This is a genomic window from Halochromatium salexigens (genome assembly GCF_016653295.1).
Taxonomy (GTDB): Bacteria; Pseudomonadota; Gammaproteobacteria; order Chromatiales; family Chromatiaceae; genus Lamprobacter; species Lamprobacter salexigens.
The window spans coordinates 184,712-211,329 of sequence record NZ_NHSF01000059.1 but is presented as its reverse complement, the minus strand read 5'-3'; the positions used below and the strand labels follow the sequence as shown (position 1 = coordinate 211,329).

Below are 26,618 nucleotides of genomic sequence, written 5' to 3'. Positions count from 1 at the left end.
AGCCCAGATTGCGAATGGCCCATGAGCGATGGCGCTGATGCTTCGGACGGCCTGATACCGAAGACTGTTGTCCTCGGTCGTATTCTCGGGGTCCATGGCGTGCGCGGCTGGCTGAAGGTCTTTTCGGAGACCAGCCCGCTCGAGAACATCTTCCATTACATGCCCTGGCTGATCGATGGCGATGCGCACCGCGTTCTCGCTTGGCGACGGCATGGTAAAGGCCTAGTGGCGCAGCTACAGGGCTATGAGGATCGCGATCAGGCGCGGGCCCTCAGCGGTAAGACGATTGCGATTCAACGCGATCAACTGCCGCCGCCATCGGCGGATGAATTCTACTGGATCGACCTGCAGGGGCTGCGGGTCGAGACCAGCGAGGGCGTCGCACTCGGGCAGGTCAGTCACCTGATCGAGACCGGTGCCAATGATGTCTTGGTGGTGCGCGGAGAACGCGAGCGTTTACTGCCCTTCGTCTGGGGGCAATGCGTGCTCGAGGTTGATTTCAAGGCGAGTCGGCTGCTGGTGGACTGGGATCCGGCGTTCTAGCGCCGGGCGGGATTTTCCCGGGCAGGCTCAGGCGGCGTTCCCGGGCGGAAACCCCGCGGTGAAGCCTAGGTGTGAACAATGCGTTTCGATGTCATCACCCTATTTCCGGCGCAGTTCACGGCGCTGACCGAAGAGGGCGTGGTGGCGCGGGCCTTGCAGCGGCGGATCGCCGAGATCCACCTGCGCAACCCGCGCGATGACACCACCGATGTGCATCGCAGCGTCGATGATCGCCCCTACGGCGGCGGCCCTGGCATGGTGATGCGCTACGCGCCCTTGCGCGCCGCGATCGAGGCCGCCCGGGCCGAGGCCGCCGCCGCTGGGGTGCGCAGTCGTGTCGCCTACCTGTCGCCGCAGGGTGAGCGGATCCATCAGGCTAAGATCGCGCGCATCAGTGCCGCGCCCGGCTGGGTGTTGATTGCGGGGCGCTATGAAGGCGTCGACGAGCGCCTGATCGAGGACTGCGTCGACGAGGAATGGTCCATCGGCGACTATGTGCTCAGCGGTGGCGAACTCGCGGCCATGGTGGTGATGGATGCGGTTATTCGGCTGTTGCCAGGCGCGCTCGGCCATGCCGACTCGGCGCGCCAGGACTCACATGCCAACGGGTTATTGGACTGCCCCCATTACACCCGGCCGGAGACGATCGCCGATCAGCGCGTGCCTCAGGTGCTGCTGAGCGGGGATCATCGGGCGATTGAGCGCTGGCGCTTGCAGCAGGCGCTGGGGCGAACCTGGCAGCGGCGTCCAGAGCTGCTGCAAGAACGAGGCATGAGCGACGTCGAGCAGCAGCTGCTCGACGACTATCTTCGGGAGGCGTCACGGTCGCGGCCGAGCGTCGGAGCGGAACAGAGTGAGCAATGACATGAGCAATATCATCCAGCAAATCGAACAAGAACAGATGCGTCCAGCGGTGGCTGCGTTCGCACCCGGCGATACCCTAGTGGTGCAGGTCCGCGTTAAGGAGGGCGAGCGTGAACGTCTGCAGGCGTTTGAGGGTATCTGCATCGCCAAGCGCAACCGCGGCCTCAATTCCGCCTTCACAGTGCGCAAGATCTCTCATGGCGAAGGCGTGGAGCGTGTGTTCCAGACCCACAGCCCGGCGATCGCGGAGATCAAGGTCAAGCGGCGTGGCGATGTGCGGCGCGCGAAGCTCTACTACCTGCGTGGGCTCACCGGCAAGGCCGCGCGTATCAAAGAGAAGGTCTGAACGAGGCCGTGGCGTTGCTGTTGGGCCCCGGCTGAATTGAGCCATGGCGGCGAGCTTCTACTGGTACGACTACGAGACCTGGGGCAACGACCCGTCGCGTGATCGACCCTGCCAGTTCGCCGGCTTGCGCACCGATGCCGATCTCAACGAGATCGGCGCGCCACTGGTGTGCTATGCGCGCCCAGCGACCGATCTCCTGCCGCAGCCCGAGGCCTGCTTGGTCAACGGCATCACGCCCGAGCAAGCGCTCGAGCGTGGCCTGCCAGAGGCCGAATTCGCGCGGGCGATCCAGCGCGAGCTGATAGTGCCCGGCACCTGTTCGGTCGGCTACAACAGCCTGAGGTTCGACGATCGTGTCAACAACTGGCTCTTCTACCGCCACCTGATCGACCCCTATGCGCATAGCTGGCAGAACGGCAACTCGCGCTGGGATCTGATCGATGTGCTCCGGCTCGCGCATGCGTTGCGCCCTGAGGGCATCCACTGGCCCGAGCGCGAACCCGGTGTGACCTCGTTCAAGCTCGAGGAGCTGACCGCAGCGAATGCGATCGCCCACGATGGTGCCCATGATGCCCTCGCCGACGTGCGCGCGACCCTGGGCCTGGCGCGACGGCTGAAGGCGGCGCAGCCGCGCTTGTTCGACTACGCGCTGGGGCTGCGCGACAAACAGCGTGTCGACGAGATGCTTTCCGCTGGCGAGCCCTTGCTGCACTGCTCGCAGCGCTATGCGGCGGCTCAGGGCTGCATAGCGCCGATCCTCAGCATGGCGGCGCATCCGAGCCAGAAGAACACGCGGCTGTGTTTCGATCTGCGCCAGGATCCGACCCAGGTGCTGGAGTACTCGCCGGATGATCTGCAACGGCGGATTTTCACCCGGCGTGAGGCGCTGCCCGCCGGGGTCGAGCGCGTGCCGGTGAAAGGCATCAAGATCAATGCCGCCCCGATGTTGGCGCCGATGAAGACCCTGAACCCGGACGCTGCCGAGCGCTGGCGGATCGATCCTAATCAGGTCGCTGAGCATGCGCGCCGCGCGCTGCGGCATCGCACCGAGATCGCCGAGCGCCTGAGTGCTGCGTTCGCCGCGCGGGCGCCGTTCGAGACGCCGAACGACCCGGAACGGATGCTCTACAGCGGTGGGTTCTTCTCGGAGCACGATCGGCGCCTGATGGAGCAGCTCAATGCGCTCTCACCGTCCGCGCTGGCCGAGGCTCGGCCGCCCTTCGAGGACGCGCGCCTGCCGACCCTGCTGTTTCGCATGCGCGCGCGCAGTTGGCCGGAGACGCTGAGCGAGGACGAGCGCGAGGCCTGGGATGCCTGGCGCTTCGAGCGCCTGACCGATCCAGACGCCGGGGCCGCGCTGACCATCGACGCCTATGAAGACAGGCTCGCGCGCTTGCGCGCCGAGCACGGCGCCGATCCGCGCGCGCTGGCGATCCTCGAGCGACTCGAGCGCTGGGGCGAGCAGGTGATGTCGGCCGAAGAACTGTGAGGCCATCTCGCTGCGCGAGATGGTTGCGAGGGTCGCCAGGATTGTTTATATTAGGCGGTCTATCTTTTTACTGATGACTCGCTGGGAGCGACGCCATGACAACCCAAAGCGCAAAGCCGGCTGACGTTCGGCGGGCTTGGTACCTGATCGATGCTGAAGGCAAGACGCTGGGTCGGCTCGCGAGCGAGTGTGCACGCCGGCTGCGCGGAAAGCATAAGCCCACCTACACGCCGCATGTCGATACCGGTGACTTCCTGGTCATCGTCAATGCCGATAAGGTGAGGGTGACCGGCAACAAGATGACCGACAAGATGTACTACCGTCACACTGGTTACATCGGCAACCTGCGTTCGGCCAGCCTCGCGCAGATGCTCGATAAGCACCCGGAGCGCGTCATCCAATTTGCGGTCAAGGGCATGCTGCCGCGCAACCCGCTCGGCCGCGCGATTCTCAAGAAACTCAAAGTCTTTGCTGGACCCGAGCATCGCCACGCGGCACAGCAACCGCAACCGCTCGAGATCTAGTCGATACCACTGCATTCTTCTCGGAAACCTGAACCATGGAAAAACAGTACGCCACAGGGCGTCGCAAAAGCTCCTCGGCGCGCGTGTTCCTGAGCACGGGCTCCGGGCAGATCAACGTCAACGGGCGCTCGCTCGATGAATATTTTGGTCGCGAGACCGCGCGCATGCTGGTTCGCCAAGCCCTCGAAGCCGTTGATTTGGTCGACCGCGTTGACGTCAAGGCGACCGTGGTTGGCGGTGGCTCGAGCGGTCAGGCGGGCGCCATCCGCCACGGCATCGCCCGCGCCCTAGTCGGCCATGACGAGCGCCTGCGTTCGCCCCTGCGCCGCGCTGGCTTCCTGACCCGTGATGCGCGTGAAGTCGAGCGTAAGAAGATCGGCTTGCACAAGGCGCGGAAGCGGCCGCAGTTCTCAAAACGTTAATCGATACGTTAGCATTGTCGGCGGTGAGACTGGCCTGATACGTACAGCAGCTCACCCTACCGCTTTTGGGGGATCGTCTAGCGGCAGGACTACGGACTCTGACTCCGTCAACCTAGGTTCGAATCCTAGTCCCCCAGCCATTTCAGGCCCGCCGTGTTGCGGGCTTTTTTGTGCCCGGCGATCCCGCCTTTGCAGTCCAGACCAACCGACGTCAACCCCTGAACTTGAGCAGACATTCAGAGTTCATCACAGACACCCGAGCACTGCCATCACTTGCCGGTACTGACCTGCTCGCGGTGTGGTTGGAAACCGCTTTAAGAGCGTTGCAAGCGCTCTTAGGAAGTGCTCGCCAACCGATGCTCGAAATGACTGAGCAGCCGTGAGCGCAGGTTCTTCTCCTTGTGCTTGGCTGCGGCCGAAAGGCGTTTTTCGGCCACGCCCATCAGCGTCTCCTGCGCGCCCTTGGCGTGCTCGTCGTCAGGCTGGCGTTGCTTATAGCTGCCGTCCGGTTGCATCTCCCAGGCCGAACGTTGATCGGCCAACTGGACATCAAGGATCAACCGCAGCTCCTGGCGTAGCTCTTGGTTCTCGACCGGGGTTTGGACCTCGACCCGGCTCTCGAGATTGCGCCGCATCATATCGGCCGAGCCGATCAAGTATTCCTCGTCACCGCCGTTGCGGAAATAGAGGATGCGGCCATGCTCGAGAAAGCGCCCGACGATGCTGACCACGCGTGCATTCTCGCTCAACCCCGGCACGCCCGGGCGGAAGCGGCAGGTGTCGCGCACGATCAGATCGACCTTCACACCGGCGCGGCTCGCCTTGTAGAGCGCGCGGGCGATGTCCGCATCCTCGAGCGCGTTCATCTTCATCTGGATGAGACCGCCGCCGCCTTCCTCGACCGAGCGCTCATGCACGGCGATCTCGCGCTCGATCTTCTCGAGGATGCCGCGCTTGAGGGTGTAGGGCGCGGCGAGGATCTTGCGATAGCTCGGCGGCGGCGAATAGCCGGTGAGATAATTGAATAGCTCGGTCAGATCCTGGCCGATGTCCTCGTCGCAGCCGAGCATGCCGAGATCGGTGTAGAGCTTGGCGGTGCCGCCGTGATAGTTGCCGGTGCCGATGTGGTAGTAACGGCGTAGCTGCGAGTAGTCGCGCCGCACCACGAAGATCAGCTTGCAGTGGGTCTTGAGACCGACCACGCCGTAGGTGACATGGATGCCCTCGGCTTCCAGACGCCGCGCCCAGCCGATGTTGGCAGCCTCGTCGAAGCGCGCCTTCAGCTCCACCATCACCGCGACCTGCTTGCCGTTGCGCGCGGCCTTGATCAGCGCATCGAGGATGGCCCCACCCGAGGTCCGGTACAGGGTCATCTTGATCGCCAGCACCTTGGGGTCCTTGGCGGCGGTGGTCAGGAAACGCTCGACCGTGGTCGAGAACGACTCATAGGGGTGCTGCAGCAGCAGCGGGCCGTTCTCGCGGATGATATGGAAGATATTGCGCCGATCATTGCCGAGCACCGGATGGTCGCCGGCACGATGCGGCTTGTCGCGCAGCTCCGGGATGTCCAGACTCGCCAACTCGAACAGGTCGCGCCGGCCCATCAGCCCGCCGACTTCATAGACATCATCGGCCTCGTTCAGGCCCAGCTCGGCGGCGAGCATGCCGCGATGCACCGGGTCCATCCCGGTCTGCACCTCGAGGCGGACGATGGGCGCAAAGTGGCGCTCGCGCAGCTCGGTCTCGATCATCTCGAGCAAGTCCGAGGCGGCCTCCTCCTCGGGCTCGACGATGGCGTTGCGCGTGACCCGGAACAGCTCGCAACTGACGATTTCCATGCCCGGGAAGAGCATGTCGAGGTTGTGGACGATGAGATCATCGAGGGTGACGAAGGTGTTGAGCCCATCGACCTGGATCAGGCGCTTGGAGACATCCTTGCTCACCGGCACCTTCACGCGTGCCATGTAGGTGTCGCTGCCGCCAGGGAAGCGCAGTCGCACCAGCAGATTCAGCGCCAGGTTGGAGATGAACGGGAAGGGGTGCGCCGGGTCCATCGCCAACGGCGTGATCATCGGGAAGATGTCGGTGCGGAAATGCTCGCGCAGGCGCTTGCGCACCTCGGCCGAGAGCGCGTGGACCTCGACCAGATGGATGTCTTGCGCCTCGAGCGCGCGCATGACCTCGCGGTAGATACGCGCTTGCTCGGCTTGGATCTCGGCGATCTCATCGCGACACTCATCGAGCTGCTGGCGCGGTGTGCGCCCATCGACGGTCTGGCTGTGAACCCCGGCGGCGATCTGCTGCTTGAGACCGCCGATGCGTTTCATGAAGAATTCATCGAGGTTGTTGCTGACGATGGCGAGGAATTTCACCCGTTCGAGCAGCGGTGTGCGAGGATCATCCGCCTCGTGCAGCACACGGCGATTGAAAGCGAGCCAGGTCAGCTCGCGGTTGAGGTACAGTGCGGGATCGTCCAGGTCAGGCTCCGGGTTGACAAGCGGCGCATCGGTGTCGACCGAGGTGATATCGGCCTCATCGTCCTCGACCATGGGTTGCGCGCTGGCATCGTTCATGAATGGCTCCCGATGGGGGCAAGTCGATCGACAGGGTCGAGTATCCTAACAGGGCGCGACGGCGATGGTCTCCAATCTGGTCTGATGCGATCTGTTGTAATGCCACCTTCATGCGTTGACACCCTTTACGCGCGCGCCGATGCGCCGCGCGGTGATTTCATCTTCGACGAGCGCGTGGCGCGGGTCTTCGCCGACATGCTCGCCCGCTCGGTGCCCGGCTTGGCCGAATTGGTGCGCCTGATCGGCCTGCTCGGTGCCCGCCTGGTGCAGCCAGGCACGCGCGTCTATGATCTTGGCTGCTCGCTCGGCGCCAGCAGCGCCAGCATCCTGGCCCGGCTGCCGCCGAGCCTGGATGACGGGGACGCCGCCATCCGCCTCTATGCCGTCGATCGGGCGCCAGCGATGCTCGATGAGCTGCGGCTGCGGCTCGATGAGCCGATCCAGCGCGGTCGGCTGCAGCCGATCTGTGCCGATCTGGCCGATGTCGCCATCGCCGATGCCAGTCTCGTGGTGCTGAACCTGACCCTGCAATTCCTCGCGCCCGAGCAACGCTTGCCGTTGCTGCAGCGCATCCGCGCTGGGCTGCGACCGGGTGGGGCGCTGATCCTGGCCGAGAAGGTCGCCTTGGGCGATGACGACGCACTCTTGACCCAGGTGCATGCCGACTTCAAGGCCGCGCAGGGCTACAGCCAGCTCGAGATCGCTCGCAAGCGCGCGGCCTTGGAGCAGGTGCTGATCCCAGACAGCATGCAAACGCATCAGGATCGATTGCAGGAGGCCGGTTTCACGCGCATCGAGCCCTTCTTCCAATGTCTGAACTTCGTTGGCTGGGTGGCGCGCTGATGGCTTCCGAACAGGCCCTCACACAGCGCTTCGCGCCCTTCTTCGAGGCCTTGCGCGCGACACCGCTCGCCGCCTGGAGCGCGCCCTTGGCGCAGCTCACCGGCGAACGGCTGCAGCCGGCCCGGCATGGCGATCTGCTCGACTGGGTGGAGGCCCTGCAACGGCTGCCGACGCTGCCGGCGGAGCGTGTGATCCTGGATCAGCCCTGCGTCGGGGTGACGAGCGAACGACCGCTGCCGGCGGCGGTGAAGACCCAGCTACGCCAGGCGCTGGACGCCTTGCACCCCTGGCGCAAGGGGCCGTTCTGTCTGCATGGGGTCGAAGTCGATGCCGAGTGGCGCTCGGACTGGAAATGGGCGCGTCTGGCCGAGGCCATCGCGCCCTTGACCGGGCGCCGGGTGCTCGATGTCGGCTGTGGCAATGGCTACTACGGCTTTCGCGCGCTCGGTGCCGGCGCCGAGCGGGTGCTCGGTATCGACCCCACGGCGCGCTTCGTGCTGCAGTTCCTCGCCCTCAACCAACTCATCGGCGCTGAACGCCTCGCCGTGCTGCCGCTCGCCGATGATGATCTGCCAAGCCTTTGCGACGCGGCCGCAGGCGGGTTCGATACCCTGTTCTCGATGGGCGTGCTCTATCACCGACGCGATCCAGCTCAACACCTGGCCCGCTTGCGCGACTGTCTTCGCCCGGGTGGCGAGCTGGTCCTCGAGACGCTCGTGATCGATCGCCCCGAGCGATCACATCACGAGACCCTGATCCCGGCCGGGCGCTATGCCCGGATGCGCAACGTCCACGCAATCCCAAGCGTCGCGACCCTGGTCGACTGGATCGCGGCGGCGGGTTACCGCGAGATTCGGTTGGTCGACCTGTCCCGCACGACCACTGAAGAGCAACGCGCGACGCCCTGGATGCGCTTTCAGTCCCTGGCCGATTGTCTCGATCCGAACGATCCGAGTCTCACCATCGAGGGCCATCCAGCCCCCGTGCGCGCGCTGCTGCTCGCCGAGCGCGGGTACTGAACACTGCTCCAACCGCCGCGAATTCCTCCACAAGCGCGCTGTCCAATCCCAACTCGCTCATTGTGTCCGCCCCCTTCGGCGCCCATGTGCTGCGCTTCGTCGTTGCCATTGACCCGGCGCGCCACGACACTACGCCAATCCCCACCTCGTTCGTCTGTCTTGAGAATCCCGCGTGAGACGTCTTTTCAAAGTGTTGCTGCCCGTCCTCATCCTCGCCATGGGTGTCGGTGCCTTCCAAATCCTGAAATCGACCAAGTCCGAGCAGGCCTCGCCGACGGTGCAAGAGCGTATCTGGCGGGTCGAGGTCGAACCGGTCGAGCGCATCACTGCCTCACCCCAGCTCGAACTCTATGGTCGGGTCGAGACCCCGGATCTGCTGCGCGCGGCCGCCTCGGCAGCGGCCTGGGTGGCCGAGGTACGGGTCCAGGATGGGGATGTCGTGGCCGAAGGCGAGGTGTTACTGCGCCTCGACGAGCGTGATTTTCGTCCCCGTATCGCGCAGGTCGAGGCCGAGATCGCCGATCTCGAGGCGCAGATCGCCAGCGAGAAGAACCGCGCCGAGACCGATCGCCGCGCGCTCGAACAAGAGCGGCGCCTGCTACAACTGGCGCGGGACGCGGTGGCGCGTCAGCAGCGTTTGAAGACGCAGCAGGTCGGCGCCGAACAGGCGCTGGATGATGCCAAGCGCAGCGAGGCCCAGCAGCAACTGGTGGTCAGCAACCGTGAAATGGCGATCGCCGATCATCCGAGCCGACTGCGTGGGCTCGAGGCGCGGCTCGCCAGCACCGAGGCGAGACGGGCGGAGCTGCAACTCGAACTCGAGCGCGCGACCATCCGCGCGCCCTATGAGGGGATCGTCACCGGCGTCGAGGTGACCGAGGGCGATCAGGTCAGCAAGGGCGAGGTGCTGGTGCGCCTCTATGCCACCGAGCGCCTGGAGGTTCGGGCGCGGATTCCAGCGCCCTATCAGGACGAGCTGATCGCGGCGGCCACTCAGGGAATCGCACTGAGGGCGAGGGCGATGATCGGCGGCGAATCCCTGACATTGCGCTTCGACCGATTGGCGGGGGAAGCCGATCCAAGCGGTGTCGACGCCCTGTTCGAGGTCGAGGGTGAGCCGGGCCTGGTGCGCTTCGGGCAGCTGTTGAGCGTGACGCTCGAGCGACCGCTGCGCGAGGCGCTGATCGAGGTGCCGTTCCGCGCCGTCTATGGCAGTAACCGCCTTTATGTGGTCGAGGATGGGCGCATGCATGGGATCGATGTCGAGCCCCTGGGCACCCGACTCGGCGCGCGTGGCGAGGAGCGGCTATTGGTGCGTTCCGATGAACTCGAACCCGGGGATGCGCTGGTGACCACCCACATGCCGAATGCGGTCGAGGGGCTCCGGGTCGAGATCATCGGCGCTGAGGCTGCTGATGATGCCGCTGGAGAGACGGGGCGATGAGCAGGCTCGAGCAGCATCGCACCGACATCATCGGTCTGTTCGCCCATCACAAGGTTGCCGCCAACCTGCTGATGGTCATCATGCTGCTGACCGGCGCCTTCGCGCTCGATCGGCTCAATGTGCAGTTCTTCCCGACCTTCGAGCTGGATATCGTCTCGGTGCGCGTGGTTTGGTCCGGCGCTAGCGCCGAGGATATCGAAGACGGCATCACCGACCCGCTCGAGCAGCGCTTGCGCACCGTCGACGGGCTCGACAAGATGACCTCGACCTCAAGCCAGGGCATCTCCTCGATCACGCTCGAATTCGACGAAGGGATCGATCCCCTGTTGGCCCTGGACGAAGTCCGCCGATCGGTGGATGCATTCCGCAACTTTCCCCAGGATGCCGAGAAGCCGGAAGTCGCACTGACGACGCGCTATGAGCAGGTCGCGCGGCTGCTGATCACCGGGCTCCAGGATCGCGCCGAGATGCGCCAGCTCGTGCGCCGCTTCGAGACCGAGCTGCTCGAGCGCGGTCTCGATCAGGTGCAGATCAATGGCCTGCCGCAGGAGGAGATCCGCATCCAGGTCGATCACGACCAACTCGAGCAGCTTGGGGTCGGCCTGCGCGAGGTCGGCCAGCGCGTCAGTGATTTCAGCCTGGATCTGCCCGCCGGTTCGATCGGCCGCGATGAAGGCTCGCGCGAGCTGCGCAGCCTCGATAAGCGCCGCGAGGCCTTGGGCTTCGAGCAGATCCCGATCCGCGCCGACCAGCAGCTGCGCGTCGAACTCGGCGATGTCGCCGAGATCGAGCGCGTGCCGCAGGATCGCTCGGTGCTGCTCACGGTCGATGGCCAGCCGGCGATCGAGATGGTGCTGCAACGCAGTGAGCGCGGCGACACCCTGGAGGCGGCGCGCGCCTTCAGCCAATGGCTGGAGGAGGCGCGCCAGACCCTGCCGCCCGGCATCGAGATCAGCGTCTACGATGCCTCCTGGGAGTTGGTGCGCGATCGCATCATGCTGCTGGTCACCAATGGCCTCGGCGGGCTGGTGCTGGTGGTGGCGATCCTCTACCTGTTCCTCACCGGTCGGGTCGCCTTCTGGGTCGCCTGGGGGATTCCGGTCTCCTTTGCCGCCACGCTGTTCATCCTCTACCTGGTCGGCGGTAGCATCAACATGCTCAGCCTGTTCGCGCTGATCATGGCGCTCGGCATCATCGTCGATGACGCCATCGTCGTCGGCGAGGACGCGATGGCGCACTACCAAATGGGCGAGGATCCGTTACTGGCGGCCGAGGGCGGCGCGCGGCGGATGCTGGCCCCGGTCATCGCCTCATCGCTGACCACCGTCGCCGCCTTTCTGCCGCTGATCCTGGTCGGTGGGCGCATCGGCAACATCCTCGGTGCTATCCCCATCGTCATCATCTGCGTGATCCTGGCCTCGTTGGTCGAAAGCTTCCTGGTGTTGCCGGGGCATCTGCGCAATGCCTTCGTGCATACGCACAAGATCAAGCCGAACTCGCTGCGCGCGCGTCTCGACCGGGGCTTCGAGTGGCTGCGCGACCGTGCCTTCCGGCCGTTGGTGATCGTCGCCGTGCGCCAGCGCTTCGCGACCGTCGCCAGCGCCATTGCGATGCTGACCCTCGCGGTCGGCCTGCTCGCCGGTGGGCGACTCGGCTTCGTCTTCTTCCCGACGCCCGAGCCGCAGATCATCAACGCCAATGTGACCTTCGCCGCTGGCACGCCGCGCGCGCGGGTCGACCGGTTCCTGGCGCACCTGGAGGAGACACTGACCGAGACCGAGCAGGCCCTCGACCAAGGCCCGCTGATCAACGTCGTCCTCGCCTTTCACGGCTCCAAGAGCGGCGCTGGCAGTGGCGCTGCGGCCGATCAGCTCGGCTCGCTGCAGATCGAGCTGGTCGAGCCCGACCTGCGCCGCGTGCGCAACAATGCGCTGATCCGTGCCTGGCGCGAGCGTATCCAGATGCCGGCAGGGCTGGAGTCGCTGAACATCACCGCCCGCCGGGTCGGCCCGCCCGGCCGCGATCTGACGATCCGGCTGACCGGCGCCTCGGCGGAACAGCTCAAGACCGCCGCGCTGGCCCTGGCCGAGACCATCGCCGGCATCGACGGCGTGCTCGAGGTCGATGACGACATGGCCTATGGGCGCGAGCAGTTGATCTATCGGCTCACCCCGGTGGGCGAGGCGCTGGGCCTGACCGTGTCCGATCTCGGGCGCCAGCTGCGTACCGCCTTCGATGGCCAACTGGTGCAAATCCTTCAGGATGGCGCCGATGAGGTCGAGGTCCGGGTCATGCTGCCCTCGGCCGAGCGTGGCACCCTGGCCAGTCTGTATCGGCTCAATGTGCGCACGCCGGCGGGCGACTCGGTGCCGCTGACGGCGGTCGCGGACTGGGACTCGCGGCGTGGTTTCGAGGTCTTGCGCCATGCCGAGGGCAAGCTCGCGATCGAGGTCACGGCCGATGTCGATGCTACCGTGACCACTGTCGGCGAGGTGATCGCCGGCCTCGAGGACGGCACCCTGGCGCAGCTGCAGCGCGATTACGGCATCGACTCTTCGTTCGAGGGCCGCTCGGCCGATCAGCGCGACACCCTCTCGGACATGCGCAAGGGGTTGATGCTCGGGCTGGTCCTGATCTACCTGATCCTGGCCTGGGTGTTTTCCTCTTACGGCTGGCCGCTGGTGGTGATGGCGGTGATCCCGTTCGGGCTCACCGGCGCCTTGTTTGGGCATTGGTTCATGGGCATCGATCTGACCATCTTGTCGCTGTTCGGGATGTTTGGTCTCTCCGGCATCGTCGTCAACGACTCGATCATCCTGGTCAGCTTCTACAAGCAGCTGCGCGGCGAGGGACTGTCGATCCAGCAGGCGCTGATCGAGGCCGCCAGCCAACGCCTGCGCGCGGTGCTGCTGACCTCGCTGACCACCATCGCCGGACTCATGCCCCTATTGTTCGAGACCTCGTATCAGGCCCAATTCCTGATCCCGATGGCGACGTCCATCGCCTTCGGACTCGGTTTCGCAACCCTGCTGATCCTGCTGGTGATTCCAGCGCTATTGTCGATGCATGAGAGTGCGCATGGACGGCTGCAGCGGTGGTTTGGGCGTGCGTCTAGCCTGCCGACGTCACCGCCTGCGTCGTCAGAATCAGGATAGACTGTCGCGCTGATTTGGCGCGGACGATAGGATGCTTGGGGTGATCTTGGCTCGGTTCATTTGCTTGCTACTGCGATGCGCGCTCAGGGGGCTGCTCGGCGGGCTGCTTGTGCTGTCGGCCTTACTGGGGCAACCGCTCCTCGCTGAAGGCACCGATCACTGGCTGCCAACAGCGATTGCCCCTGATGCCAATCCGCTCAGGCCGCCGGACACCTCAAGCCCAAGGGCCACCATTGAAAGCCTGGTCCTGAACCTGGACCGCGTCTATCTGATCGGCAAGGACCCCGAGCAGCCGGGCCGGGAGACGATTCGGCCACTGCGTCGTGCGGTACGGACTTTGGATCTCAGCGAGGTTCCCCGGGCCTTTGCGGATAGTGTCGGCGTTGAGGTCGCGCTCTTGCTGAAGGAGGTCATCGATCGCGTCGGACTGCCGCCTTACAGCAGTATCCCGGATGCCGAGCAGGTTGAGCGCCAGGCCCTGACCCAATGGCGGATACCTAATACCGAGATCCTGCTCCAGCAGGTGCAAGAAGGGCCACGGGCGGAATCCTGGCTGTTCAGTACCGATACCGTCGACCGGGCGGAGGACTTCTTTGCGAGTGTTGAGGATCTGCCTTATCTGCCGCAGGGCTCGACCCCGGGGATCTATCGTGCCTACACGCTGACACCTGGCACCGGCATCGATTTCACCTGGGCCGACAATCAAGCGCTGCCGCCTTGGCTGGCCAGGGAATGGCTTGGGCAGGCGGTCTGGCAGTGGCTGGCCGCTGCAGTGGCTGTCATCAGCGCGATCGTCATCGCGCTCTTGGCCTATCAGCTGGCGCGCCGCGCCGAGCGTCGTGCCAAGGCCCAGCTCGGCCGAGAGACACGCTGGCGCACGATGGCCGCATTGGTACTCGCGCTGCTGCTGGCTGTTGGCGTCCATGCGCTGATTGGCTGGCAGATCAATTTTACCGGGGCGATGCTGCAAACCATCGCGCGGATTTTCGTCGTCATCGAATATTCACTGCTGGCTTGGCTGGTCGCGGTTGTCTTCAGCCGTATCCCAGAGGCCATCATTCGTTCGCGTCGCTTGCGGTCGCGCGGTATCGATAGCCAGCTGCTGCGTCTTGGCTTCAGCACATCCTCGCTCTAGCGTTCTCCAAGATGACAACGGCTTAATGGGGCAATGTCGTCAACCGTTCGCTCCACACCCAAGGGGTGCCCACATGCCTGCTGCCGCCAAGGCCTTACCCATCACTGAGGATCTCCGGCCTAACGAGGACGAGCTGATGAATGCCGACGGGCGCCGGGTCTCCGAGGCCGAATACTGGGCCTTTTACTACGAATTTCCGGATGTGCACTACGAATGGAACAACGGCCGCTTGGAGGAGAAGCCAGTGTCGGACAATCTGACCTACTGGATCTACAACTGGCTCCGTGCGTTGCTCGACGAGTTCCTCAAGTGGCATCCGATCGCCAGGTGCACGGCGCTTGAGCATGGCTTTCGCCTGGCGCTCTCCGATCGCGTCGTCATTCGCAAACCGGACCTTGCCGTCGTGCGCAACGACAATCCGGTTCCCTTAGGCGATCTCGACCGCTCCTATCGCGGTGTCTTCGACCTCTGTATCGAGGCCCTGTCCGACAGCAACCGCGCCGCGCGAGAGCGCGATGAGGTGGAGAAGCGTCGCGACTATGCGCAAGCTGGCGTGCGTGAGTATTACATCGTTCATCACAATCCCGAGCGACTGACCTTTCTGTCGCGGGGCAGCGACGGCCGCTTCCAGTCGCTGCTTGGTCCTGACGGCATTGTCCGTTCCTGGGCCTTGCCCGGCTTCCAATTCGACATTCGCGATCTGCTCGGGCGCACGCCGTTGGATGCGCTACGCCACGACCCCCTCTACCAGGCCTTCGTCTATCCGCAGTGGCAGCAGGAAGAACAGGCCCGAAAACAGGCCGAAGCGCAGCGCGACGCCACCCGCATCGCCGCTGTTACCAAGCTGCACGCGCTGGGTCTCGATCCGATGCAGATCGCTGAAGCGCTTGATCTCGACCGCGCGCTGGTTGCTGCCATTCTGGATACGCGCTGAGAGACAAAAATTGGTATGACCGAATTTGAGGTTATTGGTGAGATTGCCGGCATTGACGTGATCGCGCGTGGTCCTGGTATTCGCAACGGTGTCCGCCTCCCCCTCACAGGTACGCCATCAACAATGGCCGCAGCTGCGTCTCATAGAGCTGTGGCGAGGCGGGTTTGAGAAACGCGAGCTTAAAGAAGCGCAGCACCTGACGGCTGAGTTTCGACGTGTAGCGGTACAGCGGCGCACTCCAGGCCGGGCGCTCGGTGCTGACCGCCCGATCGGCGAGGCCCTGCTGTCGCCGATCCTGCTTGCGCAGCGCCTTCTCATCGCCAGCGGGCTCGCCGTTCAGGCAGCGCGCGAGCATCCGATGCACCAGCAGGGTGGTGATGATCGCCAGATCGGCCTGATTGGCGATGGCCACCGATGATTGGCCCCAAGCCTTGGCCACGGCGAAGTCGTTCTTCCAAGTGTCATGCGTCTTCTCCTGTTCCCAGCGCCGGCCATACAGGAAGGCGACCACGCCCGGAAGGAGGCTGAACTCGTTGGTCAGCAAAGCCAGTTCCGTGCCACTGGGCGTGCGATAGCGGATCAGAGGCCAGTCCTCCTGCGAGCTGACCAGGCGGATGCGCAAGTCCGAGCGCACCCCCGCATTGCAGGGAGGCTCGGCGATCGGCAACCCTTCGGTTGAATCCACGCACAGGTTCTTCTTCATGCGTGTGATCACCGTGACCTTCAGCGCCCGTTTCTTCGCATCCCAGAACGGCGCATTGACAAAGGCCCGATCCGCGACCTAGACGGTCCGGCGCTCCCGGGTCAAGGCGTCGCTGCGGTGGTCGTCATCGCGCAGCAACGGCATCTCATGGCGGCTGCGGGTGTCGGTCAAGACGTCGTCAATGACCCCGATGCGCCGGTTCTGGAACGCCAGCAGGGCGTGCCCCTTGGGATTATCCTCGCCACCACCTCCAAAGTCGGAGGGCGAGCCCTGACGCTCGTCTTGGCGAATAGCGACAAAGGTAAAAACGGATAGCAGCTTGTCAAACGCAGCGCCGTATTCAACCTCCTCGGTTTCTGTATTGACGGTCACTTGGTGGCTCAATATCCGAGCAAAAATAGTCAATAGACTATCGGAAAGATCGGCATCATCAGCCAAAGATCGTATCGCCGCATCTGCCAATATGAGCGCGTTGTTATTCATCATTCACCAACCAACCGCTGCCGCACGGCCACGGCCAGCGGCGTCGGGTGGATCGGTTTGCCGCGCGCCTCGAGATAGGCGCGCGTGAAGGCGGCTCCGAACAGCATGATCAAGGCCGAGTAGTTCACCCACAGCAGCAGCAGCGCCAGGGAGCCGGCGGCGCCATAGGTGGAGGCGGTCGCGGTCTGCGACAGATAGGCGGCGATCAGCGAGCGCCCGAGCGTGAACAGCAGCGCGGTCAGGAAGGCGCCGAGCAGCACATCGTTCCAGCGCAACTGGACATCGGGCAGGATCTTGAACATGGCCGCGAACAGCAGCGTGATCACGACCAGTGAGAGCAACCCGTTGAGCACCCGAATGAAAGGCGCGGACACCAACAACCATTGGTCGGCATAGGTGATGACGGTATTCAGCGCAACGCTGGCCAGCAACGACAGCAGCAGCACCACGCCGATGGCGAGGATCACGCTCAGCGAGCGAAGCCGGGCCTGTACCCACAGCCAGAGACTGTTTTTCGAGGGTTTCGGTGCCACGCCCCAGATGCTGTTGAACGAGACCTGCATCTGCGCAAACACGGTGGTGGCACCGAGCAGGATCGCGGCCAGACCGAGCAGGGTCGGCCAGATGCCCGCCTCGGCGATCTGTGAATTGGCCAGCGCGGTCTCGATGACCCCGGCAGCCTGCGGGCCGACCACCGCTTCGAGCTGCTCCAGCAGCGCACCCTCGGCCGCCTTGGGACCGAACACGACGCCGGCGACGGTGACTGCAATGATCAAGACCGGCGCAATCGAGAACACGGTGAAGAAGGCCAACGCGGCGGCGTAGATGAAGGCCTGGCTCTGCAGCCAGGCCTGACCGGTCTTGCTGACCACATCGGCCCAGAAGCGGGCGCCATCGCGCACGCGCGCCAGTCCTCTCGATAGGCGCGCTGAGGGCGCAGCGGCCGCGTGGGCGGTATCGTTCCGAGTCGGTTCCGGGGCGTGCCCCGGGTGGTGATCGGGGTTCGATGACATGGTTTGGCTCCGTGGGCAGAGGGAAAGTGTGCCTCGCTGCCAAGGGGCTGTCCAGTACAGGGGCGCGCCGCCGAGATGGCTGCCGCATCATGGCGCGCCGGGTTGTTCCGCGTCAGACCGGCGAGCAAACGCGGCGTAGTACACTGCAAGCACGATGAAAAAACCCGTCCCGCAACCAGGGGACTCGAGGAGGCAAAGGTGCGGCTGCACATCCCGTTGGACACACTCTGTTCACTGATCGACCTGGCACGCGAGTTCCAGGCCAAGGAATCGGTGGTTTTCCCGGAGGTCCCGACCAGCCCCAGCGATGATTGGGCGATGCAGGTCTTGGCGCATCACGGCGATGACTACAACGTCGCCGAATTCAGCAACATCGTCACCGAGATGTCGGAGCGTCAACGCTCGGAGCTGGTGGCGTTGATGTGGGTCGGGCGCGGTGACTACAGCACCGAGGAATGGGAGGAAGCGGTGGACGAGGCCTTGGGCGACTTCAGCATCCGCGCCGCCGCCTATGTGCTCGCCCATCCGATGGTCTCGGATCATCTCGAGGAGGGGATGATCGCGTTCGAGCTCTCCTGCGAGGACTGATCGCAGCGCACGCAAGCGCCGCGATAAGCCGCTCGCCGACGGGCTCGGCGAGCAGGCAGCCGGCTCAGGCAGCCGGTTCAGGCGTCGGGCGCCTCATCCTCGGCCACCGCCTTCATGCTCAGACGGATACGGCCCTGCTTGTCGACCTCGAGCACCTTGACGCGGATCACATCACCTTCCTTGAGCTTGTCGCTCACGCGCTCGACGCGCTCGTCGCTGATCTGGCTGATGTGCACCAAGCCATCGCGACCTGGCAGGATGGTGACGAAGGCGCCGAAGTCCATCAGGCGCGCGACCTTGCCCTCGTAGATCTTGCCGACCTCGACATCGGCGGTGATCAGCCGGATGCGCTTCTTCGCCTCCTCGCCGGCGCTCTTCTGCACCGAGAAGATCTTCACCACGCCATCGTCGTTGATATCGATGGTGGCGCCGGTCTCCTCGGTCAGCGCACGGATGGTCGCCCCGCCCTTGCCGATCACGTCGCGGATCTTCTCCGGGTGGATCTTGAACTCGATGATGCGCGGCGCGTGCTCCGACATCTCGGCGCGATGGGTCTCGATGACCTTGTTCATCTCGCCGAGGATGTGCAGCCGGCCGTCCTTCGCCTGCGCCAGGGCCTGCTCCATGATCTCGCGGGTGATGCCATCGATCTTGATGTCCATCTGCAGGGCATTGATGCCCTCGGCCGGACCGGCGACCTTGAAGTCCATGTCGCCGAGATGATCCTCGTCGCCCATGATGTCGGTCAGCACCGCGAACTGCTCCCCGTCCTTGATCAGGCCCATCGCCACACCGGCCACCGGTGACTTGATCGGCACGCCGGCGTCCATCAGCGACAGACTGGTGCCGCAGACGCTGGCCATGGAGCTGGAGCCGTTCGACTCGGTGATCTCGGAGACGACGCGAATCGAGTAGGGGAACTCAGCCGGGGTCGGCATCGAGGCCAGTACGCCGCGCTTGGCCAGGCGACCGTGGCCGATCTCGCGGCGCTTCGGGCTGCCGACGCGGCCGGTCTCGCCGACGCAGAAGGGCGGGAAGTTGTAGTGCAGCATGAAGGCTTCGCGCCGCTCGCCCTCGAGTGCGTCGATGATCTGCGAGTCGCGCTCGGTGCCCAGCGTGGTGATGACCATGGCCTGGGTCTCGCCGCGGGTGAACAACGCCGAGCCGTGGGTGCGCGGGAGCACGCCGGTGCGAACGTGGATCGGGCGCACGGTGGCGGTATCGCGGCCATCGATGCGCGCCTCGCCGGCCAGGATGCGCCCGCGCACGATCTCTTTTTCGAGCTTCTCGACCACGCCATAGACCTGCGGCTGGGGCCAGGGCGAGTCCTCGCCGGCAAACTGCTCGAACACCGCCTTGCGGATCTCGGTCAGCGCCGCCTGGCGCTCCATCTTGTCCTTGATGCGATAGGCCTCGCCGATCTGATCGGCGCAGGCCTCGGTCACGGCCGTCTTGAGTTCGGCGTCGGTCTGCGCGGGCTCCCAGTCGAGCGGCGGCTTGTTGACCTCGGCGGCCAGCTCCTTGATGGTCTGGATCACGCTCTGCATCTGCTCGTGGCCGAACAGCACGGCGCCGAGCATGACCTCTTCGGAGAGGCTGCGCGCCTCGGACTCCACCATCAGCACGGCGCTCTCGGTGCCGGCGACGATGAGGTCGAGATCGCTGTCTGGATTCAGCCCGGTGACCACTGGATTCAGGATGTACTCGCCGTTCTTGTAGCCGACGCGCGCGGCACCGATCGGGCCGTTGAACGGCAGACCGGCGATCGACAGCGCCGCCGAGGCGCCGATCAGGGCCGGCACCTCGGGGTTGACCGCCGGGTTCAGCGATTTCACCGTCGCGATCACCTGCACCTCGCGCCCGAAGCCCTTGGCGAACAGCGGGCGCACCGGGCGGTCGATCAGCCGCGAGGTCAGGATCTCGGCCTCGCTGGGGCGGCCCTCACGACGAAAAAAGCCGCCGGGGATACGTCCGGCGGCATAGGTCTTCTCTTGGTAGTCGATGGTCAGCGGCAGGAAATCCTTCATCTCCGTTGCACGCTTGTCGACCACGACGGTGACGAGTACCACGGTATCGTCGACGTTGACCAGGACCGCACCATCGGCCTGGCGCGCGATCTCGCCGGTCTCGAGCGTTACCGTCTGATCGCCGTATTGAAAAGTCTTGCGGATTGGGGTCACTAGGACGGTCCTCTGGATGGTCCCCGAACGGGGATCGGGGCGAGCGCTGGCGACCTGAGCCGCTAGCCCGCACCTGGCATGGGAATGAGCGAGCGAGAGGCGTTTATCGACGCAGGCCGAGCTTCTGGATCAACGCGCGGTAGCGATCCAGATCCTTGCGCTTCAGATAGTCGAGCAGCTTGCGCCGCGAGCTGACCATGCGCACCAGGCCACGGCGCGAGTGATGGTCCTGCTTGTGCTCGGTGAAGTGGCCGGTGAGCTGCTTGATGCGGGCGGTCAGCAGCGCGACCTGCACCTCGGGCGAGCCGGTGTCGTTGGCGCCGCGCGCATGTTCCTCGACGATCTGGCGTTTCTCTTCTGCGGTCATTGTCATTGTCTGACTCCTGATGGAAAACGACGCCTTGGATGGCGTCGGTTGAACGTGCCCCGGCCCCAACAATGACTTCAGGGACAAGGCGTTGAATCTGTGAGAGGCGCGATTCTACGGACTCCGTCACCGGTTTGAAACCGAGGCCCCGGCAGGCCCCTCGCATCGGTGACCTCAGATCAGGCGCTTTGGTTGCACGCGACCGTCGTCAAGGATCTCACCTACACCAAGGAAGTGATCACTGACATCATAGAGCCGCACCAGGCCCTCGGTCGGCGCCTGCGGCACCAGCACCGGCTGGCCTTGGCCAAGGTAGAAGGCGCTGTTGGCCGAGAGGCGCACGGCCGGGCAATGCCCGAGCGTCGATTCCAGCGGCAGCAGCCGCGCATCGAGCGACTCGGCACCCTGCTCCTCGGCCTGGGCCTCGATCTCGGCCAGGGTCACGAACGCGGTCTCGCCCTCGAGATAGGGGCCGACACCGGTACGGCGCAGTGCCGCGACATGACCGCCGCAACCGAGCTGCTTGCCGATATCCTCGGCGAGGGTGCGCACATAGGTGCCTTTGGAGCAATGCACGTCCAGCTCGATCTCCGGCAGCGCGAACTCCACCAGCTCCAGGCTGTGGATATGGATCGCGCGTGGCGTGCGCTCGACCTCCTTGCCTTCGCGCGCCAGTTTATAGAGGCGCTGACCCTCGTGCTTGACCGCCGAGTACATCGGCGGCAACTGTTCGATCAGGCCGACGAAGCCCTCCATCACCGTGCGCACCCGCGCCTCGGTGACGTCGTCGACCGGAGCGGTCGCGATGACCTCGCCCTCGGCATCGGCAGTCTCGGTGGTCTCGCCGAGCCGCACCCGCACCCGATAATGCTTATCGGCGTCGAGCAGGAAGGCCGAAAACTTGGTGGTATAGCCCAAACACAACGGCAACAAGCCGGTCGCCAGCGGGTCCAGGCTGCCGGTGTGGCCTGCTTTTTGCGCGTCGAACAGGCGCTTGATGCGCTGTAGCGCGTGATTGGAGGAGATCCCCAAAGGCTTGTCCAATAACAGGATGCCGTTGACCTCGCGGCCCCGTCTGCGTCGTCTACCCATGATGTTCCAAGTGCGGGGCGTGCGTTCAGCGTTCGTTCGCGGAGGCATCGGCTGCCTCATCCGCGCGCTGATCGTCATCGCCGGTGATCCGAGAATCGGTCCGCGGCTGATCGGCCTCCTGGCCGACCGCCTCATCGATCAGCGCGGACAAGCGCTCGCCGCGCATGACCGACTCATCGTGGACGAAATGCAACTGCGGCACCGTGCGCAGGCGCGCGGTCCGCGACAACTCATGGCGCAGGAAGCCCGCGAGCGTGCCATTCAAGAGCCGTTGCTGCTCCGCGCCGGCCTCATCGGCCGGAAAGCAGGTGAAATACACCTTCGCATGCGCCAGATCGCGGCTGACGCGAACCTCATGCAGGGTGATCTCACCCAGGCGGGGGTCCTTGGCGCGCCTGAGCAGCTGCGTCAATTCGCGCAGCATCGCCGCGCCAATGCGCTCGCCGCGATCGAAACCGCGCTGGGGCGCGCGACTCATCGGGCCGACCCCGAGCGCGCTTGGCTGCCAGGGCGTACCCGCCGAGGGTGCGCGCGGCTGGCGCACTCTCGGCTGGAGACTGCACGGCTGGAGCATGCGCGGTCTTGCTGGCGAACGCTCGTCATAGTTCGCGCGCCCGCTCCTTGCGCTCGAAGACCTCGATCTGGTCGCCCGGCTGCACATCGTTGTAGTTCTTCACGCCGATGCCGCATTCGGTGCCGTTCTTGACCTCGCTGACGTCTTCCTTATAGCGGCGCAGTGATTCCAGCGCGCCCTCGTAGATGACCACGTTATTGCGCAGCACGCGAATCGGACTGTTGCGGCGGATCACGCCCTCGATCACCATGCAGCCAGCGATGGCGCCAAACTTCGACGAGCGGAACACGTCGCGCACCTGCGCCAAGCCGATAATCTCCTCGGTGACGATCGGGCTGAGCAGACCGGAGATGGCCTTCTTGACGTCATCGATCAGCTCGTAGATCACCGAATAATAGCGCAGGTCGAGCCCTTGCTCTTCGATCACCCGCCGCGACGCGGCATCGGCGCGGACGTTGAAGCCAAGGACGATGGCGTTGGAGGTCACCGCCAGGTTGGCGTCCGACTCGGTGATGCCGCCGACACCAGAGGCGACCACGGCGACCTTGACCTCATCGTTGCTGAGCTTGACCAGGGATTCCTTGAGCGCCTCGACGCTGCCCTGCACATCGGCCTTGAGGATGATGTTGACGCTCTTGAGGTCGCCTTCCTTGAGCTGCGAGAACAGCTGATCGAGATTCGCGCCGCGTTGCTCATCCATGCGCGTCTGCCGATCGCGCTCGCGGCGCAGCTCGGCGACCTCGCGCGCCCGTTTCTCGTCGGTGACGGCAATCACGTCATCGCCGGCATTCGGCGAGCCCGAGAGACCCAACACCTGTACCGGGATCGAGGGGCCGGCGCTCTTCACCGAGCGCCCCAGCTCATCGAACATCGCCCGCACCCGGCCGTGCTCGGCGCCGCTGACGATCATATCGCCCACCCGCAGCGTGCCGGATTGCACCAGCACGGTGGCAACCGTGCCGCGGCCCTTCTCCAGGCTCGATTCGACGATGGTGCCGTGGGCCGTCCCCTCGACCGGCGCCTTCAGCTCCAGCACCTCGGATTGCAGCAGCACGGCGTCGAGCAGATCGTCGATGCCATCACCGGTCTTAGCCGAGACCTTGACCAGGATGGTATCGCCGCCCCATTCCTCCGGCACCAGCTCATGGTGGGTCAGCTCCTGCATCACCCGATCCGGGTTGGCATCGGGCCTGTCCATCTTGTTCACGGCCACCACCACCGGCACCCCGGCCGCCTTCGAGTGCTGGATTGCCTCGATGGTTTGTGGCATAACCCCATCATCGGCGGCCACCACCAGGATCACGATGTCGGTGGCCTTGGCACCACGCGCGCGCATGGCCGAGAAGGCGGCATGGCCCGGGGTATCCAAAAATGAGACGGTGCCGCGCTCGGTCTCGACGTGATAGGCGCCGATGTGCTGAGTGATGCCACCGGCCTCGCCAGCAGCGACCTTGGCGCGGCGGATGTAGTCCAGCAGCGAGGTCTTGCCGTGGTCGACATGGCCCATGATGGTCACCACCGGTGGGCGCGACTGGGCCTCGGCCTGACCGACTTCTTCTTCCAGCAAGGCCATCAGCGCATCTTCGGCATCCTCTTCCTTGGCCTCGACCGCCTTGTGGCCCATCTCCTCGACGACCAGCATCGCGGTATCGCGATCGAGCGTCTGGTTGATGGTGACCATCATGCCCTGCTTGAACAGCTCCTTGATGACCTGACCGGCCTTGACCGACATGCGCGCGGCGAGATCGCCGACCGAGATCGTCTCCGGCACCTCGACCTCGCGCACCACCGGTGCGGTTGGCCGCTGGAAGCCGTGCTTGTCCTGCAGCTGCGGCTTGCCCGGCTTCTTGCGCCGACGCACCGAGGGGCGCGTGATCACGGCCTCTTCCGAGGTCTCTTCCTCGAGCGCTGTGGTGGGATCATGCTTCTTGGTCCGCGTCGGTTCCTTGCGGGCGGCCTTGCGATCTTTCTCGGCGCGCTCGCGCTCGCGCTCTAGGCGTTCCTTCTCGCTGCGCTCGGCGTGTTTCTTCGCCGCCTTGCGCCGTTCATCGCGCTGCTGTTCGGTCTCGCTCTCGCTCTCGCCCGCATCAGCGGCTGGAACCGGCATCGCTTCGTCTGGCTCCGTGGCTTCATACCTTGCCGTCGGTGCCTCCGCGCGCGCTCGCGCCTGCTCTTCCTCGGCCTTGCGGCGCTGTTCAGCCTCGGCCTTGGCGCGCGCATCGGCCTCGGCCTTGCGCCGTGCCTCTTCGCGCTGGCGGGTCTCGAGCGCCTCCTGCTCGGCGAGCCGGCGGGCATCCTCCTCGGCACGACGTGCTTCGAGTTCGGCGCGCCGGCGCTGCTCATCGATCGGCGAGGCACCCTTGGCCTCAGTGCGTTCGGGTTCGGGACGCTGTGTCGTGCGCACTGTGGCCGCCGGCTGCGGCGTCTCCGTATTGCGCTTGCCGAAGCTGCGTTTACGACGCACCTCGACATTGACCGATTTGCCCGTGCGAGCCGCCGAGCCACGCTGAGGTGCCGCACCGCGGTTTGGCGCTGGCCGCGACGGACGCGCGGCCCGGCTATCGTTGGTGGCCGGCCGACGTCGCACGCTGGTCGCCTCGCTCTCCGGCTGTTCAGCCGGCTCGTCTTTTTTACCGTGGCTGCGCCGCAGATGCTGCAGCAGCTGGATCTTTTCACCCTCGGTAATAGTGGCATTCTCGGCCTGAGCCGAGATGCCCGCTTCCTGGAGCTGCGTCAGCAGCCGCTCCACAGGGATCCCGACCGTCGTCGCGAGTTGCTTGACCGTGACTTCAGTACTCATTCGCACCTCCGATGACTAGTCGTTCTGCGAGCCGGCGAACATCGGCTCGCGGGCCGCCATGATCAGGCTGGCCGCATGCTCCGGGTCCATGCCGTCGACCTCTAACAGCTCATCCACCGACTGGTCGGCGAGATCAGCGACTGTGATGATGCCGCGTCGAGCTAGCCGATAGGCCTGGGCCTCCTCCATCATCGGCATCGCCAACAGATCCGCATCCGGTACCGCATCCGGGTTCTCGTTGTTTGCGAGCGTTTGGCTCGACAGCGCTTCGAGGGCCCGCTGGCGCAGAATGCCAACCAGGCTCTCGTCAAAATCCGCGATCGCCAACAGCTCCGACTCGGGCACGTAGGCGATCTCCTCGACTGTGGTAAAGCCTTCCTCGGCCAGGACCCCGGCGACATTCTCATCGACCCGCAGATCCGACATGAAACGCTCGACCAGGCGGCGCCCCTCTTCCTCGCTCTTAGCCGCGGCGTCCTCCTCGCTCATCACGTTCAGTTCCCAACCGGTAAGCTGGCTGGCGAGGCGCACGTTCTGCCCGCCCTTGCCGATCGCCTGCGACAGGTTTTCCTCTTTCACCGCGACATCCATGCTGCGGGCGTCCTCATCGATGACGATCGAGACGACGTCGGCGGGCAGCATGGCGTTGATCACGAACTGCGCCGGGTTCTCGTCCCAGGGAATGATGTCGACGCGCTCGCCGAAGAGTTCGTTCGAGACCGCTTGCACGCGCGAGCCGCGCATGCCGACACAGGCGCCGACGGGATCGATCCGCTGGTCATGAGTGCGCACCGCGATCTTGGCGCGCGTGCCCGGATCGCGCGCGGCACCGATGATCTCGATCGTGCCCTCGCCGACCTCCGGCACCTCGAGCTTGAACAGCTCGATCAGCAATTTCGGCGAGGTGCGGCTGACGAACAGTTGCGGCCCCTTGAGTTCGGCGGCCACCTCGTAGAGCAGCCCGCGCAGGCGATCGCCGGGGCGCGCGGTCTCCTTTGGGATCACCTGATCACGCGGGACCAAGGCCTCGGCGTTGTTGCCCAGATCGATGACGATGGTGCCACGCTCGGCCTTCTTGACGATGCCGGTGACTAGCTCGCCTTCGCGGCTCTTGAATAGCTCGACGATCTTGGCGCGTTCGGCCTCGCGCACCTTTTGCACGATAACCTGCTTGGCGGTCTGCGCCGCGATGCGCCCGAACAGCACCGACTCGATCTGCTCTTCGATGTAGCCACCGAGCTCGAGCAAAGGATCAAGCTCCTTGGCTGCGGACAAGGTGATCTGGCGCTCCGAGGCCTCGAGCGGCTCACCATCCTGATCCTCGACCACCTGCCAGCGGCGGAAGGCCTCGTAATCACCGGTGCTGCGGTCGATCGCGACCCGCACCTCGATATCGCCACCATGTTTCTTGCGCGTCGCCGAGGCGAGCGCGGCCTCGATGGCCTCGAAGATGATGTCCTTGGGAACATCCTTCTCGTTCGAGACGGCATCGACGACCATCAATATCTCTTTGTTCATCGGCCCCTA

The 26,618-nt window shown here is 64.9% G+C and carries 23 protein-coding genes and 1 tRNA gene; 14 read left to right on the top strand and 10 right to left on the bottom strand.

Features of this window, described 5'->3' with window-relative positions:
* Positions 1-21 precede the first annotated feature (21 nt).
* The 7 genes from rimM to CCR82_RS10785 all read left to right on the top strand — a co-directional run bounded on the left by rimM (position 22) and on the right by CCR82_RS10785 (position 4,328).
* Complete coding sequence (rimM, locus tag CCR82_RS10815) at positions 22-543, top strand: ribosome maturation factor RimM (protein ID WP_201245801.1); 522 nt, start codon at positions 22-24, stop codon at positions 541-543.
* A 78-nt stretch (positions 544-621) separates the two neighbouring features.
* Positions 622-1,407 (top strand): tRNA (guanosine(37)-N1)-methyltransferase TrmD, encoded by a 786-nt coding sequence (gene trmD, locus CCR82_RS10810; RefSeq protein ID WP_201245800.1) that lies wholly within the window; start codon positions 622-624, stop codon positions 1,405-1,407.
* A 1-nt stretch (position 1,408) separates the two neighbouring features.
* Positions 1,409-1,753: a 50S ribosomal protein L19 gene (rplS, locus tag CCR82_RS10805; protein WP_201245799.1), complete on the top strand. Its 345-nt coding sequence runs from the start codon at positions 1,409-1,411 to the stop codon at positions 1,751-1,753.
* Positions 1,754-1,796: 43 nt separating this feature from the next.
* Positions 1,797-3,242 carry an exodeoxyribonuclease I gene (gene sbcB, locus CCR82_RS10800; RefSeq protein ID WP_201245798.1) on the top strand — a complete coding sequence of 482 codons (1,446 nt, stop codon included), beginning with the start codon at positions 1,797-1,799 and terminating at the stop codon, positions 3,240-3,242.
* Positions 3,243-3,337: 95 nt separating this feature from the next.
* Positions 3,338-3,766, top strand: coding sequence for a 50S ribosomal protein L13 (gene rplM, locus CCR82_RS10795; protein ID WP_201245797.1), 429 nt, complete (start codon positions 3,338-3,340; stop codon positions 3,764-3,766).
* Positions 3,767-3,801: 35 nt separating this feature from the next.
* Entirely contained in the window at positions 3,802-4,188 is a 387-nt protein-coding gene (gene rpsI, locus CCR82_RS10790; RefSeq protein ID WP_201245796.1) for a 30S ribosomal protein S9, read from the top strand.
* 66 nt (positions 4,189-4,254) lie between these two features.
* Positions 4,255-4,328, top strand: a tRNA-Gln gene (locus CCR82_RS10785).
* Between the two features lie 195 nt (positions 4,329-4,523).
* On the opposite strand, the gene ppk1 is transcribed toward CCR82_RS10785, so the two are convergent.
* Entirely contained in the window at positions 4,524-6,761 is a 2,238-nt protein-coding gene (ppk1, locus tag CCR82_RS10780) for a polyphosphate kinase 1 (protein WP_201245795.1), read from the bottom strand.
* Between the two features lie 99 nt (positions 6,762-6,860).
* Between ppk1 and cmoA the strand changes: the two genes are divergently transcribed.
* The 6 genes from cmoA to CCR82_RS10750 all read left to right on the top strand — a co-directional run bounded on the left by cmoA (position 6,861) and on the right by CCR82_RS10750 (position 15,291).
* Complete coding sequence (cmoA, locus tag CCR82_RS10775; RefSeq protein WP_201245794.1) at positions 6,861-7,604, top strand: carboxy-S-adenosyl-L-methionine synthase CmoA; 744 nt, start codon at positions 6,861-6,863, stop codon at positions 7,602-7,604.
* Complete coding sequence (gene cmoB, locus CCR82_RS10770) at positions 7,571-8,623, top strand: tRNA 5-methoxyuridine(34)/uridine 5-oxyacetic acid(34) synthase CmoB (protein WP_242513406.1); 1,053 nt, start codon at positions 7,571-7,573, stop codon at positions 8,621-8,623. The genes cmoA and cmoB overlap by 34 nt, the downstream gene beginning before the upstream one ends.
* A gap of 172 nt (positions 8,624-8,795) precedes the next feature.
* Positions 8,796-10,067, top strand: a complete 1,272-nt coding sequence (locus CCR82_RS10765) for an efflux RND transporter periplasmic adaptor subunit (RefSeq protein WP_201245793.1) — start codon at positions 8,796-8,798, stop codon at positions 10,065-10,067.
* Positions 10,064-13,222 (top strand): efflux RND transporter permease subunit, encoded by a 3,159-nt coding sequence (locus CCR82_RS10760; RefSeq protein ID WP_201245792.1) that lies wholly within the window; start codon positions 10,064-10,066, stop codon positions 13,220-13,222. The genes CCR82_RS10765 and CCR82_RS10760 overlap by 4 nt, the downstream gene beginning before the upstream one ends.
* 64 nt (positions 13,223-13,286) lie before the next feature.
* Positions 13,287-14,357: a hypothetical protein gene (locus tag CCR82_RS10755; protein WP_201245791.1), complete on the top strand. Its 1,071-nt coding sequence runs from the start codon at positions 13,287-13,289 to the stop codon at positions 14,355-14,357.
* Between the two features lie 73 nt (positions 14,358-14,430).
* Positions 14,431-15,291, top strand: coding sequence for a Uma2 family endonuclease (locus CCR82_RS10750; protein ID WP_242513405.1), 861 nt, complete (start codon positions 14,431-14,433; stop codon positions 15,289-15,291).
* 103 nt (positions 15,292-15,394) lie between these two features.
* On the opposite strand, the gene CCR82_RS10745 is transcribed toward CCR82_RS10750, so the two are convergent.
* The 3 genes from CCR82_RS10745 to CCR82_RS10735 all read right to left on the bottom strand — a co-directional run bounded on the left by CCR82_RS10745 (position 15,395) and on the right by CCR82_RS10735 (position 17,490).
* A complete protein-coding gene (locus CCR82_RS10745) occupies positions 15,395-15,994 on the bottom strand; it encodes a hypothetical protein (RefSeq protein WP_201245790.1) in 600 nt (199 codons plus the stop codon).
* Between the two features lie 78 nt (positions 15,995-16,072).
* Complete coding sequence (locus CCR82_RS10740) at positions 16,073-16,480, bottom strand: hypothetical protein (RefSeq protein ID WP_201245789.1); 408 nt, start codon at positions 16,478-16,480, stop codon at positions 16,073-16,075.
* On the bottom strand, positions 16,477-17,490 hold the full coding sequence (locus CCR82_RS10735; protein ID WP_201245788.1) for a YihY/virulence factor BrkB family protein: 1,014 nt from the start codon (positions 17,488-17,490) through the stop codon (positions 16,477-16,479). The genes CCR82_RS10740 and CCR82_RS10735 overlap by 4 nt, the downstream gene beginning before the upstream one ends.
* A 198-nt stretch (positions 17,491-17,688) precedes the next feature.
* On the opposite strand from CCR82_RS10735, the gene CCR82_RS10730 reads away from it, so the two are divergent.
* Positions 17,689-18,078 carry a DUF3775 domain-containing protein gene (locus CCR82_RS10730; RefSeq protein ID WP_338073150.1) on the top strand — a complete coding sequence of 130 codons (390 nt, stop codon included), beginning with the start codon at positions 17,689-17,691 and terminating at the stop codon, positions 18,076-18,078.
* A gap of 77 nt (positions 18,079-18,155) precedes the next feature.
* On the opposite strand, the gene pnp is transcribed toward CCR82_RS10730, so the two are convergent.
* From pnp to nusA, 6 genes are all read right to left on the bottom strand, one after another.
* Positions 18,156-20,258 carry a polyribonucleotide nucleotidyltransferase gene (gene pnp, locus CCR82_RS10725; protein WP_201245786.1) on the bottom strand — a complete coding sequence of 701 codons (2,103 nt, stop codon included), beginning with the start codon at positions 20,256-20,258 and terminating at the stop codon, positions 18,156-18,158.
* Between the two features lie 103 nt (positions 20,259-20,361).
* The gene (gene rpsO / locus CCR82_RS10720; RefSeq protein WP_201245785.1) at positions 20,362-20,631 is read right to left on the bottom strand and encodes a 30S ribosomal protein S15; all 270 of its coding nucleotides are present in this window, start codon (positions 20,629-20,631) and stop codon (positions 20,362-20,364) included.
* 168 nt (positions 20,632-20,799) lie between these two features.
* Positions 20,800-21,717 carry a tRNA pseudouridine(55) synthase TruB gene (truB, locus tag CCR82_RS10715; protein ID WP_201246047.1) on the bottom strand — a complete coding sequence of 306 codons (918 nt, stop codon included), beginning with the start codon at positions 21,715-21,717 and terminating at the stop codon, positions 20,800-20,802.
* Between the two features lie 25 nt (positions 21,718-21,742).
* Positions 21,743-22,195 carry a 30S ribosome-binding factor RbfA gene (gene rbfA / locus CCR82_RS10710; RefSeq protein WP_201245784.1) on the bottom strand — a complete coding sequence of 151 codons (453 nt, stop codon included), beginning with the start codon at positions 22,193-22,195 and terminating at the stop codon, positions 21,743-21,745.
* A 121-nt stretch (positions 22,196-22,316) separates the two neighbouring features.
* Positions 22,317-25,091 carry a translation initiation factor IF-2 gene (gene infB, locus CCR82_RS10705; RefSeq protein WP_201245783.1) on the bottom strand — a complete coding sequence of 925 codons (2,775 nt, stop codon included), beginning with the start codon at positions 25,089-25,091 and terminating at the stop codon, positions 22,317-22,319.
* A gap of 15 nt (positions 25,092-25,106) precedes the next feature.
* Positions 25,107-26,609, bottom strand: a complete 1,503-nt coding sequence (nusA, locus tag CCR82_RS10700) for a transcription termination factor NusA (protein ID WP_201245782.1) — start codon at positions 26,607-26,609, stop codon at positions 25,107-25,109.
* Positions 26,610-26,618: the final 9 nt, after the last annotated feature.

Coding starts and splice junctions, on each gene's coding strand:
- rimM (WP_201245801.1), top strand. CDS start 22: ATGAGCGATGGCGCTGATGCTTCGGACGGCCTGATACCGAAGACTGTT.
- trmD (WP_201245800.1), top strand. CDS start 622: ATGCGTTTCGATGTCATCACCCTATTTCCGGCGCAGTTCACGGCGCTG.
- rplS (WP_201245799.1), top strand. CDS start 1,409: ATGAGCAATATCATCCAGCAAATCGAACAAGAACAGATGCGTCCAGCG.
- sbcB (WP_201245798.1), top strand. CDS start 1,797: ATGGCGGCGAGCTTCTACTGGTACGACTACGAGACCTGGGGCAACGAC.
- rplM (WP_201245797.1), top strand. CDS start 3,338: ATGACAACCCAAAGCGCAAAGCCGGCTGACGTTCGGCGGGCTTGGTAC.
- rpsI (WP_201245796.1), top strand. CDS start 3,802: ATGGAAAAACAGTACGCCACAGGGCGTCGCAAAAGCTCCTCGGCGCGC.
- ppk1 (WP_201245795.1), bottom strand. CDS start 6,761: ATGAACGATGCCAGCGCGCAACCCATGGTCGAGGACGATGAGGCCGAT.
- cmoA (WP_201245794.1), top strand. CDS start 6,861: ATGCCACCTTCATGCGTTGACACCCTTTACGCGCGCGCCGATGCGCCG.
- cmoB (WP_242513406.1), top strand. CDS start 7,571: ATGTCTGAACTTCGTTGGCTGGGTGGCGCGCTGATGGCTTCCGAACAG.
- CCR82_RS10760 (WP_201245792.1), top strand. CDS start 10,064: ATGAGCAGGCTCGAGCAGCATCGCACCGACATCATCGGTCTGTTCGCC.
- CCR82_RS10750 (WP_242513405.1), top strand. CDS start 14,431: ATGCCTGCTGCCGCCAAGGCCTTACCCATCACTGAGGATCTCCGGCCT.
- CCR82_RS10745 (WP_201245790.1), bottom strand. CDS start 15,994: ATGAAGAAGAACCTGTGCGTGGATTCAACCGAAGGGTTGCCGATCGCC.
- CCR82_RS10740 (WP_201245789.1), bottom strand. CDS start 16,480: ATGATGAATAACAACGCGCTCATATTGGCAGATGCGGCGATACGATCT.
- CCR82_RS10735 (WP_201245788.1), bottom strand. CDS start 17,490: ATGTCATCGAACCCCGATCACCACCCGGGGCACGCCCCGGAACCGACT.
- rpsO (WP_201245785.1), bottom strand. CDS start 20,631: ATGACAATGACCGCAGAAGAGAAACGCCAGATCGTCGAGGAACATGCG.
- truB (WP_201246047.1), bottom strand. CDS start 21,717: ATGGGTAGACGACGCAGACGGGGCCGCGAGGTCAACGGCATCCTGTTA.
- rbfA (WP_201245784.1), bottom strand. CDS start 22,195: ATGAGTCGCGCGCCCCAGCGCGGTTTCGATCGCGGCGAGCGCATTGGC.
- infB (WP_201245783.1), bottom strand. CDS start 25,091: ATGAGTACTGAAGTCACGGTCAAGCAACTCGCGACGACGGTCGGGATC.
- nusA (WP_201245782.1), bottom strand. CDS start 26,609: ATGAACAAAGAGATATTGATGGTCGTCGATGCCGTCTCGAACGAGAAG.